This is a genomic window from Phycicoccus duodecadis (assembly GCF_002846495.1).
GTDB classification, from domain to species: domain Bacteria; phylum Actinomycetota; class Actinomycetes; order Actinomycetales; family Dermatophilaceae; genus Phycicoccus; species Phycicoccus duodecadis.
In genome coordinates, this window is sequence record NZ_PJNE01000001.1 from 1,391,619 (window position 1) to 1,406,658 (window position 15,040).

Consider the following 15,040-nt stretch of genomic DNA (forward strand, 5'->3'; position numbering starts at 1 on the left):
ACACCGGCGCGGGCGGTCAGGCGTGGACGCGGCGGACCCAGGCCTGGGGGTCGGCGATCTCCTGCGGCCGGGGCAGGGTCTCGGGGGAGGTCCACACGGCGTTGAAGCCGTCGACGCCGACCTGCTCCTGCACGGCCCGCACGAACACCGCGCCGTCGCGGTACTGGCGCATCTTGGCCTCGAGGCCCAGCAGGCGGCGCAGCAGCCGGTCGGCGGAGCCCGCACCCTTGCGGCGCGTCGTGAACTTGCGACGGATGTCGGCCACGGACGGGATGTGCGCGGGCCCCACGTCGTCCATCACGACGTCGGCGTGCCCCTCGAGCAGCGACATGACGGCGGTGAGGCGCGCCAGCAGGTCGCGCTGCTCGGGCGTGGTGAAGAGCTCGGCGATACCGGTGCTGCCCTCCGAGAAGAGCTCGGGCAGCCGCTCGGCGATGCGCGAGGTGATCTCGTGGACCCGTTCCTGGTCGGGCGCGAGGTCGACCGCGAGACGGCGGGCCTGGGCGATGACGTGCTCGCGCAGCCACGGGTTCGCGGTGAACTGCACGCGGTGGGTCTCCTCGTGCATGCAGACCCAGGTGCGGAAGTCGGCGGGGTCGACCGACAGCTCGCGCGCGGTCGCCATCAGGTTGGGTGCGACGAGCAGCAGGCTGGGGGTGCCGTCGGGCGCGAGGTCGTACTGGCCGAGCACCTTGCTGGCCATGAACGCCAGGAGCGCCCCGGACTCGGCCCCGGTGACCTTTCCGCCCACGGCCTGGGCGGCGGGCCCGGGCGCGCCCCGGCGCTCGACGATGGCGTCGACCGCGGGGTCGAGCAGGGCCGACATCGAGTCGACGTTGACGGCGATCCAGGTGGCGCGGTCGACGACCAGGGCCTCGGGGGCGTCGGCCGGGGTGTGCATCCGGGCGGTCTCGGCGACCGGCCCCCGGGCGGCCCGCGCGGCGGCGCGGATGGCGGCGACCTCGGCCTTCGCCTCGGCTGGCGAGACCACCGGCCCGGCCGGGACGAGCGCTCGGCCCGTCGTCTTCGCGAACTCCCAGTCGACGTATGCCACGGGTTCAGCCTCTCATCACGGCGGTCACCGGCAGCCGCATCGGGTGAGGGCGGCCACGATCCGGTCCAACGCGGCCCGGGCCCGCAGGGTTCCGTCGTAGGTCTGCGCGAACCCGTCGACCTGCACGACGAAGAGGAGCGGGCGGCCGTCGGCCGTGAGGGTGGTGCCCGCCAGCGAGGAGCCCTGGCGCAGGGTGCCGGTCTTGGCCCGCGGCACCCCCAGGACGTCGGCGGTCGCCTTCTCGGTGAACCGCCCGCGCACCGTGCCCTCGAGGCCCGACACCGGCAGCCCCGCGACGACGCTCCGCAGGGGTTCGGAGTCCCCCTGCACCGCGCGGGCCAGCACCGCCGACAGGGTGACGGGGGCGACGGCCTGGCCGGGGCTGAGGCCGCTGGCGTCCTTCAGCACGAGGCCGGGGACGGGGATCGCGTCGGCCGCGAGCCGGCTGCGGATGAACGCCGCGTTGTCGCCGGTGCCCCGGGTGGGGGCGCCGGCGGTGGCGGCCGCCTGCCGGACCAGGCTCTCGGCCAGGGTGTTGTCGCTCACGGCGAGCGCGTGCTCGAGCAGCTCGCCGTAGGTGGCCGACTCGACCGAGCCCAGCTCCTCGGCGCCGGCCGGGGCGGGGGCCCTCCACGTGGTGGCGGGCGCCAGGGTGGCCTCGACGCCCTTCTCGGCCAGCCGGGTGACGAGGGCGCGGGCCACCGTGGTCTCGGGTGAGGCGGGCGCCGGCCGCAGCGGCCGGGCCTGCTGCGTGGTGAGGCCGGTCATCGCCACGGGCCCGGCGAAGCCGTCGCGGACGTCGTTGCGGACCCAGGTGGCCGGGATGCGCGGGCCGGGGGCGAAGGAGAGGTCGAGACGCAGCCGCACGGTGGTGCGGCCGCTGGGGCGCAGGGCCGCCGCGACCTGGGCGGCGAGGTCGGCGAGCCCCGCCCGCCCCTCGACGGCGTCCGGGTCGCCGGTGGTCGGGGACAGCAGCATGTCGCCCCGGACGACCAGCACGAGGTCCGTGGAGCCGGGCGGGGCCACGACGGTCGTCGGGATGCGGGAACCGAGGTGGAGGGTGTCGGTGACCGCCACGGCGGCCAGCAGCTTGGCGGTGGACGCGGGGACCCGCGCCTGGGCCGACCGCACGCCCAGGAGCTCCTGGCCGGTGACCCCGTCGCGCACGCTGAGGCCGAGGTGCCCGGCGAGCGCGCGGTCGGTGGCCGCGGCGTCCACCGCCGCCAGCAGGCCGCGCGCGGTGGGTACCGGCGCGTCGGCGCCGGCGTCGCGCAGGGCGGTGGCCGACGGGCCCGGCGTGGGCAGCAGGACCGGCGCCGGGGTGCCCGAGACGGTGGGGGTGGGCACGACCACGGGGCGCTCGACGGTGAGGATCCCGGGGGCGACGTCGAGCACGTCCGCCGTGGCGTAGCCACCGACGCCGAGGAGGGCGACGGCCGCCGTGGACGCGACCATGACACGTCTCACCGCCACTCCCTTCGTCCCCACCACGATCCATGCGCCAGACTGTCGGTCGAGCCTAGGTCACGCAGCACAGCGCACTACGAGGGAGCAACACGCCGTGGAGTTCGACGTCACCATCGAGATCCCCAAGGGTCACCGCAACAAGTACGAGGTCGACCACGAGTCGGGCCGCATCCGCCTCGACCGGATGCTGTTCACCGCCATGTCGTACCCGTCGGACTACGGCTACATCGAGGACTCGCTCGGCGAGGACGGCGACCCGCTCGACGCGCTGGTCCTCCTCGACGAGCCGACCTTCCCCGGCTGCGTGGTGCGCGCGCGCCCGATCGGGATGTTCCACATGCGCGACGAGGCCGGCGGTGACGACAAGATCCTGTGCATCCCGGCGGGCGACCCGCGCAAGGCGCACATCAGCGAGCTCGAGCACATCACCGAGTTCGACCGCCTCGAGATCCAGCACTTCTTCGAGACCTACAAGGACCTCGAGCCGGGCAAGTCCGTGCAGGGCGCGCACTGGGCCGGCCGCGAGGAGGCCGAGGACTGCATCAACGAGGCGCTCGAGCGCGCCCGCGCGGCGGGGCTGACCACGGCCCGGTGGCGGATGCCCCCGCACGCCGAGGTCCCGGGTGCGGCGGCCACGTCGGCCCACACCCGCGACGAGCTGGCCGCGGCCGCCGAGAAGGCTCGCGCGGAGCTGGCCACCAAGGACAAGCCGCTCAGCGACGACTGACCCCCGGGCAGCTTCTTCGCCCGGTGCGGGAACCTTCACGTCGGCACCGCAAGCGTTCCGGTGCCGACCCGAAGGTCCCGGTGCCTACTCCGGCCTCGACGCCTACCAGCCCCAGGTGCCGGGCTCGCCCTTGAACGGCCCGACGACCCGGCTGGTGATCCAGCCGCCGTAGAAGCCGCCCGCCTGCGGCGTCACGACCTCGTCGTCGACGACGCAGCGGTCCACGGCCCCGGGCATCACGGCCACGTGGTCGAGCAGCACCTCGAAGCCGCGGGTCGGCCGCGGGTAGGTCCACGCGGCCCGCGGCGCGACCAGCCCGCCGCCCACGAGGTCGTAGTACGCCGCCTCGCCCTTCCACTCGCAGTACGACGAGCCGGAGGCCGGCCGCAGCGCACCCTCGAGGACGTCGGCCGTCGGCAGGTAGTACGTCGGGGGGTGGCTGGTCTCGAGCACCCGCAGGGGCCGGGTGCTCAGCGCGATGCGGACGCCACCGAGCCAGATCTCGACCGACTCGCGGCTCGCGTCGACGGCGGGTGGGCGGGGGTAGTCCCACACGGACTCCTGGCCGGGGCCGGGGGGCAGCGGGCGGGGGCGGGCCATCCCGGCAGGCTAACCCGGCGCCGGTCGCGCCGCGGCGTCGGGCCCGGCACCAGCACGGGTCACCCTCGCCGTCGCGTCCCGTCCGCGGCCGGTCACGGGTTGCAGGCCGGACAGTCACCAGGGCCGGCGGTGGCCGGTGCCGCCGCGTCGAGCACCTCGTGGGAACAGTGCGGGCAGCGCCGGACGACGTGGGTCGGCCGGGCGGTGGGGGTACCGCAGCCGGAGCACGGCGCGTGGCCGGTGTGCTCGTCGGGGCCGAACCCGAGGCGCCCGCAGGCCGGGCACGGGGTGTGCAGCCGGTGGATGAGGTCGACGGCGGCACGCCGGATGACGGGATGCCGCTCCGGGGCCCGGTCGGCGCGCAGGTCGGTCTCGACGACGACCCGGGACGACCACCGAGCGGCGTGCCGGACGGCGTCACGGAGCGACTCCGGGGAGCCGAGGCCCTTTGTGATGCCGGCACCCCCGGCCGCGTCCGGGGCGGTCGCGGCGGCCGGGTCCGGGCGGGCGACGAGGCGGGTGCGCGTGAGGTCCACCTGCGCCAGGACGCGGTCGAGCGCGGCGGTGGCGTCGGGGTCCACGGTCCAGGACCGCGCCCACGGGGCGTGGCCGGTGGCGCGTCCCGTGAGGGTCAGGCCCGACTCGGTGTCGAGGAACGCCAGCAGCTCGTGCTGGACGACGAGGCCGGTGTCGGGGTCAGGGGTGAAGCTCCCCTCCGAGGCGAGGGCCAGGGGCAGGCCGCCCGCTGCCGCACCGGCGCGGGCCTTGGCCTCGGCGGCGGCCTGCGCGCCGGCCGGTCGGGGGACCTCGGGCGTGAACGTGCCGAACCGGTCGGTGTCGACGGCGACGGGGATGACGTGCAGCCCCACGGCCGCGAACAGGTCCCTGACGACCTCGGCCTTCCCGTGCTGCGTGGCCATCACCACCGGACGGCCGACGTAGGGGCGCGGGCGGCCGGGGGCGCGAGGCTCGGGACGGGAGGTGGTGTCGATGCTGGTCATGGCTGCTCCTGCGGGACGGGGGCGGGCTCGTGCTCGGGCCGGACGCTCCGGGTCGCGGTGCTGACCCGGGCGGATGCGGAGGTGGGGTCGTCGGCATCCCCCGTGGTCCAGGGCGCCCAGGTGAGGTCCGGGCGCAGGACGCTGACGGTGTCGTCGTCGACGGCCATGACCGTGACCCATCGGTTGACCACGAGGTGGCGCAGGACCTCGTGCCGGTCGACGACCGCGCGGATGGCCTCGGGGTCCGCGGCGACGAGGGCGCTCAGCCGGAGCGGCTCGTGCACGAGACCGTCGAGGCCCGCGGCGCCCGGGTCCTCGGTGAACAGGGCCTGCCAGGGCAGGCCGACCCGCAGGTCGCCGCGGGCGCCGGTGACGACGCCGACGTCGCCGACGACGTTGTGCGTGGTCTTGTCGCCCGCGCCGAGCGTCGAGGGGGCCAGGGCCGAGAAGTTGTACTGCGCGTTGATCCACTGGGCGACGACGAGGGGCGCGGTGAGCAGCTGCTCGAGGATCTCCCCGCGCGGGTCGAGGCCGGCGTCGTAGGAGTGGAGGAAGACCCGGCCCTGCAGATCCGTGCCGCGGGTGAGCGACCGGGGCCCGATGACGATCGCCGCGTTGCCGGCCAGGCCCCACTCCGGGGTCGGCTCGGACCAGTCCGCGGCCCGGTCGCCCAGCCCGGCGACGGTGTCGGACCGGCCACGGGGCGGTAGCGCCTGGAGCCGCTGGGCGGCGGCGCGACGGCCGGCGGTGCGTAGGTCGCGCTCGAGGGCGGGGTCGTCCCACGGGTCGAGCAGCTCGACCCGGTCGGTGGTGGTGTCGTGCAGGGCGGCCAGGGCCCGCGTGTCGTCGGGGATGCGGATCCCCCTCCCCGCCAGGCGGCCCCGCACCTCCGGGTCGTTGATCAGGTGCGCCAGGGCGGCCGCGTTGACCGGCCCGGGATGTCCGCCGCAGGCCCCGCAGTCGTAGGCCGTGGCGAAGGCGTTGTTCTCCAGGGTCGCGCCGTGGCCGCAGACGAGCACGACCGGGGCGAAGCCGTCGACGAGTCCGATCGCGCGCAGTGACGACTCGACCACGTCGGTCTTCTCGTCGACGCTCCAGGGGACGACGAGGGAGCCGGTGTCCGCGGGGCGGACACCGCGCGCCGTCGCGGACCGGACCATCCGGCGGACGCGACCCGGCACGACCGTCGTGGCGACCGCGGTCGTCGCCGACAGCACGCCTCCTCCCTCGGCGACGGCCAGCGCGGCCACTGGATGCCGGGAGACGGCCGTCGCGGTGCGGTGCACGGCCTCCCGGAAGCGGAGCGGCCGCGCTCGCTCGGTGACCGTGTGCCGAGGCCGGACGAGCGCGGGGCAGAGGTCGTGGGCATGACCCTCGACGTCGACGAACCGGACGGCCGCGCCGAAGAAGCCGGCGAAGCCGTAGGTCTCGTGGTTCCCGACCTGCTCCAGGTGGCGCCGGACCCGCTCCGAGCGCACGTCGATGCACCAGAGCGACTGGGTGGCCGGCCGCCCACCCGTGGCTCCCGCTGCGGCACGGGCGCGGGAGCTCCCCAGCGAGGCGACGAGCCGGCGCTGGGGGCCGACCTCCAGGGCGTCCTGCCAGATCGCCCGGAGCTCGGCCTCCCCGCTTGCGGCAGCACCGAGGTGACGGTTGCGGTGTCGGTCGACCGCGGGGGGCACGGGAATGGGCCCGGAAGCGACCGCCGCCGCGGCGCTGCTCGCGCAGAGCCCGACGAGGACGTCGTGCGCCAGCCGCACGGCCACGAGCTCGAGGAGCGGGCCGGGGCCTCCCTGCTCGCGGGCCCGCCAGGCCGCGTGCGCGCTCCAGCCGGGCGCGGCGGCCAACGTGCTCGTGATCAGGGAGCGCATGTCCGACGTGCTCGTCCCCGCCCGGCGCACGAGCAGCAGGATCGCGGCGACGGGGTCCGCGGGCAGCGTCCGCGCCCACGCGGCGGCACCGGCGATCCCGATGACCCCGTCGTACGAGCGATGCTGCGCCGCGCGACGCCACAGGTGGTACGGCCCCTCGGGCTCGGCCTGGGTCGCGGCAGCGCGGTGGTCCGGGCGGGGGGACACCGTCGACCAGGCGAGCTGGGTCCACGCGTTCTCGTGCTCGGCCACGGCGTCCGCGTGGGGCACCGCGTGCTGCTGCACGAGGCGGCCGCCCGAGGCGCTGACGGGATGGCGCGCGGCCTCGGCGAGGAGCCGGGTCCCGGCGACGACCTCGGGGGCCGGCCGTGGGGCCGCATCGCGGGGGCGCTGGGCGGCGGCGAGGTCGGCGTCGGTGATCCGCCCGGTCTCGTGGCCGTGCAGGTAGAAGGACAGCCCCGGCTGCAGGTCATGGCCGTGGAACGCCTCGGCCGCGGCGATGGCGTCGAGGTACGGCAGGTGTTCCAGGCCCGCCAGGGGGTTCGCGGCCACCATGGCGCGCAGGGGCCACGCCGGGCCGCCGGCCCGCGCCACGTCCTCGACCGTGGCGACCAGGGTGGCGCGCTCCTCGGCGGACGGCTCGCGGGTGGCGTCGGCGGCGCAGGCCGCCACGACGGACGCGGGGACGGCGCCGCGGGCCCGCGACCCCGGCGTCAGGGTCAGCGGGAACAGGCGGAGGGCCAGGGCTCCGGCCGGGTCGCTGACGACCCTCCGGCTGCCGGCGACGAGGGCGACGCCGGCCAGGGCCGCCACCGCGAGCAGCGGCGCCGCGGCCCAGCCCTCCCACACCGGGGCCGGAGGCAGGACCGGGCTCAGGAAGCCCTCCCAGCGCGCCATCGCCCACACGTAGGTCGTCCCGCCGGCACCGGCGAGCAGGACCACCCCGAGGACCGTGCGGGTCCGGATGCGGGCGAGGGAGGCCGCGTTCCATCCGCCCAGCGCGACGGCGGCCGCCGCCACGGCGAGCGGAAGCAGCGCCACCGGCCCCTGTGTCTCGAGGAGCGCGCGGGCGGCCGGCCACGCCAGCAGGACGACGACCAGCAGGGCCGCCCCGGCGGCCGCGAGCTGAGCGCGGGGGCGGCGCACGGTGGCCCAGCGATGGCCGTGCCGGTCGACCGCGCCCCCGGCCCGCAGGAACAGCCACGACTTGTAGCAGCCGTGGGCCACCAGGTGCATCAGGGCCATGGCCGGCAGGCCGAGGCCGACCTGGATCGTCATGTACGCCATCTGGGTCGTGGTCGACGAGGCGAGCCGGCCCTTGACGTCACGACGCGCCGCGCCCGACCAGCCGCCGAGGAGCAGGGTCAGGACGCCCACCCCGAAGAGCCCGGCCAGCACGACGGGCGCGGCGGCGAAGACCGGCCACGCCACGACCGCCAGCACGCCGGCGCCGTTGACGATGCCCGCGTGCAGGAGCGCCGAGATCGGGGAGGGCGCCTCGGCGGTCTCCGGGAGCCACCGGTGCGCGGGGAACAGCCCGCTGCGCGCCACGCACGCGAGGGCGAGCAGGGCCGCCACCACCACCACCCGCCCGTCGCTCGCGCCCGTGACGGCCGCGGCCCGGTCGGTCGACGGCAGCCAGGCCACCCAGGCGGCGACGGCCAGCCAGAGGGCCAGGTCACCCGCGAGGAGCGTGCGCCGCATCCTGCGAGCCGCGGCACCGGCGTGCTGGGTGCCGGTGCGGGCGATGAGGGCGGTCATCAGCAGGCCGCTCGCGGTCCAGCCCAGCGCGAACGTCACGATGCTGCTGCTCACGGCCAGCAGGGTCAGGGCGAGCAGCAGGCCGGTGAGCAGGGCCCCGACGCGGCCGGCCCGGCGCCGACCCCGCAGGTTGGCGGCGCAGAACCGTGCGACGACCCAGCCCAGGACCCCGAAGAAGACGAGCAGGACGCAGGCGGCGACGTCCAGCCGCCAGCGCCACGAGAGCCCCGGCGCGAGCGGCAACGCCCCCTGCAGGGGGTCGCCCACGGCCTCCGGGACCAGACCCGAGAGGCCCACCAGCAGGACCGACAGCGAGAGGGTGCGAACGCCGAGGAGAGGAATCACACGCAGAAGAATGCATGCATTTTGCTTCATCTGTCAAGTGCCGGGCCTGGCCTGTCGAAGCCTCGGTAGGCTCTCCGGATGAGCGATGCGCCGACGCGGCCGTGGACCTTCCTGTCCAACCACGGTCACGTCCTGGTCGCCATCAGCCGCTCCCCCCACGCCAAGGTCCGCGAGCTGGCCGCGTCGGTCGGGATCAGCGAGCGCGCGGCTCTGTCGATCGTCGGTGACCTGGAGAGTGCCGGGTACATCACCAAGCACCGCGTCGGTCGGCGCAACACCTACCGGCTCGACCCCCACCGCCACCTCCGCCACCCGGCCGAGTCCTCGACCCGCGTGGCAGCACTCCTGGCCATCTTCGAGGTCGACGGGGACGACGGGGACGACGCGAGCTGACCCCCGGCCGGCCGCAGCCCGGGGAGCCGGGGACGGCAACGGTAAGGCCCCCTCGACGGGCGTCGAGAGGGCCTGACCTGCGGTACTGCGGTGGAGCCGCCTATCGGAATCGAACCGATGACCTATTCATTACGAGTGAATCGCTCTGGCCGACTGAGCTAAGGCGGCGGGCGCCCGGCCGGGGCCGGACACGTCGGACGAGTATAAGGAGCCCGGCGCCGCGTTCGCGAATCCGCTCAGCAGCGCAGCCCGTCCTTGGGGAGCGCCCCCTTGAGGTACCACGTGTCGACGGCACCGTCGACGCAGGCGTTGGAGCGGGTGTAGGCGGTGTGACCGTCGCCGTCGAACGTGATGAGGGACGCCTTCGCGAGCTGGTCGTGCAGGCGCACCGACCACGCGTAGGGCGTCGCGGGGTCTCGTGTGGTGCCGATGACGACGATGGGCTCGGCCCCCGCGGCCGTGACCTCGTGCGGCTCCCCCGTCGCCTTCACCGGCCAGAACCCGCAGGGCAGCGAGCTCCAGGCGAGGTAGCGGCCCCACGTCGGAGCCTTCGCGGCTGCCGCGTCCGCCATCGTCTCGCGCTCCGACAGCGAGCTCGACTCGGGCTTGTCGAGGCAGTTGACGGCGTAGATGACCTCCATGATGTTGCCGGCGTAGCCGCCTCCGGGGTTGCGGTCGGCGTACTGGTCGGCCAGCTGCATCAGGGCGGTGCCGTCGCCGGCCAGGGCGTTGGTCATGGCATCCATCAGGGTGCGCCAGGCCCCCTGGTCGTACATGGCGGCGGCGATGCCGAGCGAGGCCCAGCCCTCGGTGAGCGCCGGCACGGTCGCGTCACCGGTCTTGGGCACCGGCGTGGTGTCGACCTTCTTCAGGAACGAGCGCAGGTTCTCCATGACGGCGTCGACCGAGGTGCCGAGGGGGCAGTCGCCCTCCTTGACGCAGTACGCCGCGAACGAGCGGGTGGCGAGCTCGAAGCCCTCGGCCTGGCCGAGGTTGATCTCCTCGCTGGTGAGGTCGGGGGCCACGACGCCGTCGAGGACGAACCGGCCGACCTGCTGCGGGAAGAGGTCGGCGTAGGTGGCGCCGAGGAAGGTGCCGTAGGACTTGCCCAGGTAGGTCAGCTTCTTCTCGCCGAGGGCGGCCCGCAGGACGTCCATGTCGCGGGCGGCGTCCTCGGTGGAGACGTGCGGCAGGAGCTTGGCGGCGTTGGTCCCGCAAGCCTGTGCGAACGAGGCCGCGGCCGCCGCGAACGCCTGCTCCTCGGCGGTGTCGTCGGGGGTCGGGTCGGACGCCAGGAAGCCGTCGAGCTGGGCGTCGGTGAGGCAGTCGACCGGGGCCGAGCGCCCGACCCCTCGCGGGTCGAACCCCACGATGTCGTAGGCGTCGCGCACCCCCTTGCCGACGATGAAGTCGGCGGCGCGCGCGTAGTCGACGCCCGAGCCCCCGGGCCCGCCGGGGTTCACGACGAGCGACCCGATGCGCTTGCTCGCCTTCCTCGCCGGGACGCGCAGCACCGAGATCTCGATGGTGCTGCCGGAAGGGTCCTGGTAGTCGACCGGGACCGTGAGCTGCGCGCACTCGGCCCCCGAGCAGTCCTTCCAGTCCAGCTGCTGGCCGTAGAAGCGGCCCAGGCCCTGGGTCCCCGAGGGCGGCGGCTGGGGGGTGACGGCGACCGACGGCCGCGCTTGGACGCGGTCGCGCACGTCGTCGACGACGGCGCATCCGGCGAGGACGGTGGTGGCCACGAGGGCGCCCGCGACGAGGGCGAGGGGGCGCAGGGTCATGCCAGGACGATAAGCGAGCCTTCTGGGAGGCCCGACCGGGGGGAGGTCACGAAACGGCAGCGATCGACCCCGGCCGGGGGTGGACGAGCCGTCGTCGCCGGTCAGCGCGGCAGGCGCAGCCCGAGGGCCATCGCCTCGAGCGCGAGGAGGGGCGCCACGTTGGCGTCGATGCGTTCGCGCGCGGTGCCCACGGCGTCCATGGCGAGCAGCAGCTGCTCGGCGGTCAGCACTTCGGCGACGCGGGTGACCACCTGGCGGCTGTCCTCGTTGACCAGCGCGCTGCCGGCGCCGGTGCGCAGCACCAGGGCGTCGCGGTAGACCGAGAGGAGGTCGACCAGCGAACGGTCGAGGACGTCGCGGGTGAAGCGGGTGGCGCGCGCCTTCTGCTCCTTCTCGAGCGCCGACACCTGCGAGCGGATGTGGGGCGGCTGGGTGCGCGAGGACGGGTCGGCTCCGAGGATCTCGAGCAGCCGGGCCTTCTCGGTGGCGTCGCGCTCGCCCGAGGCCGCGGCCGACTCCTCCTGGGCGATGGTGACGAGGTCGGCGGCGGCGCCCACGGCCTCGCCGACGGTGACGATCCGGGCCGTCATGGCGACGACGTCGTGCCGCCGGATGCGGGCGTGCTCGTCGCGGGCGAGGCGGCGCGCCAGCCCCACGTGCGACTGGGCGGCACGGGCGGCGTACAGGGCCATCGGGTGGTCGACGCCGTCGCGGCGCACCAGCAGGTCGGCGACGGCCTCGACCGACGGGGTGCGCAGCCGCACGTGCCGCGAGCGCGAGCGGATGGTGATGATGACGTCCTCGACCGAGGGCGCGCACAGCATCCAGACGGTGCGCGGTACGGGCTCCTCGAGCGCCTTGAGCAGGGCGTCGGCGGCGCGCTCGGTGAGGCGGTCGGCGTCCTCGACGATGATGACGCGGAAGCGCCCGACCGACGGCCGGTGGGCCGCCAGCGCGACGAGGTCGCGGGCCTGCTCGACCTTGATCGAGAGGCCCTCGGTGGCGATGACGTCGACGTCGGCGTGGGTGGCGTCGAGCGCGGTGCGGCACTCGCGGCACTCGCCGCATCCGCCCTGCGGGCAGAGCAGCGCGGCCGCGAAGGCCCGGGCCGCGACCGAGCGACCCGATCCCGGCGGCCCGGTGAAGAGCCAGGCGTGCGTCATCGACGCGGGGTCGCGTACCGCCCGCTCGAGGGTGGCGACGGCCTTCTCCTGGCCGATGACGTCGCGCCAGACGGTCACGACAGACCCCGGGGGGCCGGCTCGACGACGCCCATCGCCTCGACCCGCGCCAGGACCTCGGCGTGGACGGCGTCGGGCGGGGTGGTGCCGTCGACGACGAGGTAGCGGTGGGGGTTGCCCCGGGCCACGGCGAGGAAGTGCTGGCGCACCGAGTCGTGGAAGTCGTCGGCCTCGGACTCGAGCCGGTCGTGCACCTCGCCCCGCCGGCGGCGCCCCTCGCCCGACGGCACGTCGACCACGACGGTGAGGTCGGGGACGAGGTCGCCGACGGCCCACATCTGCAGGTCGTGCACCTCGTCGGCGCCGAGGTCGCGCCCGGCGCCCTGGTAGGCGACGGCGGAGTCGGTGTAGCGGTCGGTGATGACGACCTGCCCGGCGGCGACGGCCGGCCGGATGACGAGGTCGACGTGGTGGGCCTTGTCGGCGGCGAAGAGCAGCGCCTCGGCGCGGGGCGAGACGTGGTCGCCGTGCAGGACGAGGTCGCGGATGGCCGCGCCGAGCTCGGTACCGCCGGGCTGGCGGGTGACCAGCACCTCACGGCCCCGGGCGCGCAGGACCTCGGCGAGGAGCCGCACCTGGGTGGACTTGCCCGCGCCGTCGCCGCCCTCGAAGGCGATGAACACCCCGCTCGCACCGGTCACGCCGCGAGCCTAGGCCAGCCCCGCGACACCGCGGGCCCTCGGCCACCGCATCCCGGGTCGAGAGGAGGTGACACGCCGACCAGGGAGGTGCGGCCTCAGGGGGTGAACGCAACACGACCTGTGGAGGTGTGTTGTGACATTGAAGTTGGCTCGTCGGTTTGAGGACGCGTTCTGGCGTGAGTACCGGCTCGATGGTGACGTGCTGCGGTCCGCGGCTGTGGCTGGGGTCGGATCGAGCATCGCGGGGCGGTGGGTCCGCGAGTCTGGTGGCGTGATCAGGATGCGGGTTGCGGACTCTGGCCACCGGCTCAGCTTCGAGGAGCGTGAGGCGATCGAGGAGATGCTCGCCCGGGGCCATACCCAGGCGGAGATCGCGCGCGAGATCGGGCGGGCGCGGTCGACGATCAGTCGGGAGATCGCGCGCAACCTTCGCCCCAAGGGCCGCACCAGCGCCGGGACGGTGCGGATGCGGCCGTACTCGGCGCGGATCGCGCAGCTGAAGGCTGAGCAGCGGGCCCGCCGGCCCAAACCGACCAAGCTGTCCGGGCACCGGGTGCTCGCGGCGACGGTGCAGGCGTGGATCGGCGGGACCGAGCGGATGAGCCCTCAGCAGGTCAGCAACCGGCTCAAGGTGCTCTTCCCCGATGATGAGTCGATGCGGGTCTCCCACGAGACGCTCTACCAGGAGCTGTACGTCCAAGGCCGTGGCCACCTGCGCGCTGACCTGCACCACGCGCTTCGCACCGGTCGGGCCCGTCGGGCCCCGCGCAAGGCCGCCAAACGGCCCCGGGTGCCCGGGGAGCTGCTGATCGCGAATCGACCCAAGGACGTCGACGCCCGCACCGTGCCCGGGCACTGGGAAGGTGACCTGATCATCGGCAAGAACAGCGCCTCGGCGATCGGGACCCTGGTCGAGCGCACCACCCGGTTCGTGATCCTGCTTCACCTACCAGGGCGGCACGACGCCGAATCCGTCGCCGACGCCATCGCGCAACAGATCACCGCCCTACCCGAGCACCTGGCCCGCTCCCTGACCTGGGACCAAGGCGTCGAGCTGGTCGGCTCCCACCAACGAGTCCGTGCCGAGACCGGGCTGAGCGTGTGGTTCTGCGACCCCGCCTCGCCCTGGCAACGCGGCAGCAACGAGAACACCAACGGGCTCCTTCGCCAGTACTTCCCCAAGGGCACCGACCTGTCCGTGTACACCCAAGAAGACCTCGAGACCGTCGCAGACGGACTCAACGCCCGACCCCGCATGACCCTGGGATGGCGTACCCCAGCCGAAGCCCTCGCCGAAGTAGCCTGAAACCAACCCGTTGCGCTCACCGATTGAGACCGCCAGGCCGTGGCCCTGCGTGTCGCCTCCTCTCGACGGGCGGGTCAGGGGTTCTCGTGCCGGTCGGCGTTGGCGTGGACGGCGTCGCGCACGTACTGCGCGAGGCCGGGCGCCAGGTCGTCGTAGGTCGCGGTGAACCGCGGGTCGGTGACGTACATGTCGGCCAGGTTCCGGTGGAACGCGTGGTCGAGGTCGTAGAACCGGCGCTCGATGTGCTCCCGGTGGGCCTCGGCGGCATCCATCGCCGCCTGGGACGTCGCCGGCGCCCCGGACTCCAGTGCTGCGACGAACGCCGCGTTCACGGCGTCCTGCTCGGCCTTGACGTCCTCCCAGTCGGCCCTCGTGTACTGGGCGGTGCGGGACGCCGACTGCTTCCAGGCCTCGCTCTCGCCCCAGCGCTCCCGGGCCTCCTGCTGGTACTCCTCACCGAAGCCGTCGCCGAAGAGCTCCTTCAGGTCCTCGGTCGTGGCGGGCTGCTCGTGCATCTCTCTCTCCAGTGCTCGGTCGATGGCCGTGACGAGCTGCTCGAGCTCGCCCAGCCGGGACACGACCACCTCGCGCTGGCGCCGCAGGTGCTCCGCGGGCGTCCCGTCGCCGTCGAGCAGGTCCTTGACCTCGTCCAGAGGCAGGTCGAGCCGGCGGTACGTGACGACCGTGGCGAGCCGCGCGAGGTCGGCCTCGGTGTAGAGGCGGTACCCCGCGTGGGTGCGGGCGGACGGGACGACGAGACCGATGGCGTCGTAGTGGTGCAGCGTGCGCACCGTGACGCCGAAGGCTCCGGCGACCTGCCCGACCGTCAGCTCCATGCGAGCAGTGTGC

Annotated in this window: 12 protein-coding genes and 1 tRNA gene; 3 read left to right on the forward strand and 10 right to left on the reverse strand. The window is 74.7% G+C overall.

From position 1 onward, the window contains the following. Positions 1-16: 16 nt before the first annotated feature. Both ATL31_RS06425 and ATL31_RS06430 read right to left on the reverse strand, forming a co-directional pair. Positions 17-1,054 carry a zinc-dependent metalloprotease gene (locus ATL31_RS06425; RefSeq protein ID WP_101395044.1) on the reverse strand — a complete coding sequence of 346 codons (1,038 nt, stop codon included), beginning with the start codon at positions 1,052-1,054 and terminating at the stop codon, positions 17-19. Positions 1,055-1,078: 24 nt separating this feature from the next. Further along, positions 1,079-2,521, reverse strand: coding sequence for a D-alanyl-D-alanine carboxypeptidase (locus tag ATL31_RS06430; RefSeq protein WP_143598336.1), 1,443 nt, complete (start codon positions 2,519-2,521; stop codon positions 1,079-1,081). Between the two features lie 94 nt (positions 2,522-2,615). Between ATL31_RS06430 and ATL31_RS06435 the strand changes: the two genes are divergently transcribed. Then, positions 2,616-3,248, forward strand: coding sequence for an inorganic diphosphatase (locus tag ATL31_RS06435; protein ID WP_101395046.1), 633 nt, complete (start codon positions 2,616-2,618; stop codon positions 3,246-3,248). Positions 3,249-3,350: 102 nt separating this feature from the next. Here ATL31_RS06435 and ATL31_RS06440 read toward each other — a convergent pair whose 3' ends face one another. From ATL31_RS06440 to ATL31_RS06450, 3 genes are all read right to left on the reverse strand, one after another. Continuing rightward, positions 3,351-3,848 carry a DUF427 domain-containing protein gene (locus tag ATL31_RS06440; RefSeq protein ID WP_101395047.1) on the reverse strand — a complete coding sequence of 166 codons (498 nt, stop codon included), beginning with the start codon at positions 3,846-3,848 and terminating at the stop codon, positions 3,351-3,353. Positions 3,849-3,940: 92 nt separating this feature from the next. Then, positions 3,941-4,849 carry a DUF6671 family protein gene (locus tag ATL31_RS06445; protein WP_101395048.1) on the reverse strand — a complete coding sequence of 303 codons (909 nt, stop codon included), beginning with the start codon at positions 4,847-4,849 and terminating at the stop codon, positions 3,941-3,943. Then, complete coding sequence (locus ATL31_RS06450; RefSeq protein WP_101395049.1) at positions 4,846-8,826, reverse strand: putative inorganic carbon transporter subunit DabA; 3,981 nt, start codon at positions 8,824-8,826, stop codon at positions 4,846-4,848. Before ATL31_RS06450 ends, ATL31_RS06445 begins: the two co-directional genes overlap by 4 nt. A gap of 78 nt (positions 8,827-8,904) precedes the next feature. Here ATL31_RS06450 and ATL31_RS06455 point away from each other — a divergent pair, with 78 nt between their 5' ends. Then, positions 8,905-9,219, forward strand: a complete 315-nt coding sequence (locus tag ATL31_RS06455) for a helix-turn-helix transcriptional regulator (RefSeq protein ID WP_101395050.1) — start codon at positions 8,905-8,907, stop codon at positions 9,217-9,219. 91 nt (positions 9,220-9,310) lie between these two features. Here ATL31_RS06455 and ATL31_RS06460 read toward each other — a convergent pair. From ATL31_RS06460 to tmk, 4 genes are all read right to left on the reverse strand, one after another. Next, positions 9,311-9,387 (reverse strand) — tRNA-Thr (locus ATL31_RS06460). Between the two features lie 68 nt (positions 9,388-9,455). Next, the gene (locus tag ATL31_RS06465; protein ID WP_101395051.1) at positions 9,456-11,003 is read right to left on the reverse strand and encodes an alpha/beta hydrolase; all 1,548 of its coding nucleotides are present in this window, start codon (positions 11,001-11,003) and stop codon (positions 9,456-9,458) included. 101 nt (positions 11,004-11,104) lie between these two features. Next, on the reverse strand, positions 11,105-12,244 hold the full coding sequence (locus tag ATL31_RS06470; protein WP_101395052.1) for a DNA polymerase III subunit delta': 1,140 nt from the start codon (positions 12,242-12,244) through the stop codon (positions 11,105-11,107). Beyond that, entirely contained in the window at positions 12,241-12,885 is a 645-nt protein-coding gene (gene tmk, locus ATL31_RS06475) for a dTMP kinase (RefSeq protein ID WP_101395053.1), read from the reverse strand. Before tmk ends, ATL31_RS06470 begins: the two co-directional genes overlap by 4 nt. A gap of 118 nt (positions 12,886-13,003) precedes the next feature. Between tmk and ATL31_RS06480 the strand changes: the two genes are divergently transcribed. Next, on the forward strand, positions 13,004-14,191 hold the full coding sequence (locus tag ATL31_RS06480; RefSeq protein ID WP_425440338.1) for an IS30 family transposase: 1,188 nt from the start codon (positions 13,004-13,006) through the stop codon (positions 14,189-14,191). A 74-nt stretch (positions 14,192-14,265) separates the two neighbouring features. Here ATL31_RS06480 and ATL31_RS06485 read toward each other — a convergent pair whose 3' ends face one another. Beyond that, the gene (locus ATL31_RS06485; RefSeq protein WP_101395054.1) at positions 14,266-15,027 is read right to left on the reverse strand and encodes a MerR family transcriptional regulator; all 762 of its coding nucleotides are present in this window, start codon (positions 15,025-15,027) and stop codon (positions 14,266-14,268) included. Positions 15,028-15,040: the final 13 nt, after the last annotated feature.

What these genes read in the sequence shown, in the direction of transcription:
- ATL31_RS06440 (WP_101395047.1), bottom strand. Translation starts at nt 3,848, where the DNA reads ATGGCCCGCCCCCGCCCGCTGCCCCCCGGCCCCGGCCAGGAGTCCGTG.
- ATL31_RS06445 (WP_101395048.1), bottom strand. Translation starts at nt 4,849, where the DNA reads ATGACCAGCATCGACACCACCTCCCGTCCCGAGCCTCGCGCCCCCGGC.
- ATL31_RS06455 (WP_101395050.1), top strand. Translation starts at nt 8,905, where the DNA reads ATGAGCGATGCGCCGACGCGGCCGTGGACCTTCCTGTCCAACCACGGT.
- ATL31_RS06465 (WP_101395051.1), bottom strand. Translation starts at nt 11,003, where the DNA reads ATGACCCTGCGCCCCCTCGCCCTCGTCGCGGGCGCCCTCGTGGCCACC.
- ATL31_RS06485 (WP_101395054.1), bottom strand. Translation starts at nt 15,027, where the DNA reads ATGGAGCTGACGGTCGGGCAGGTCGCCGGAGCCTTCGGCGTCACGGTG.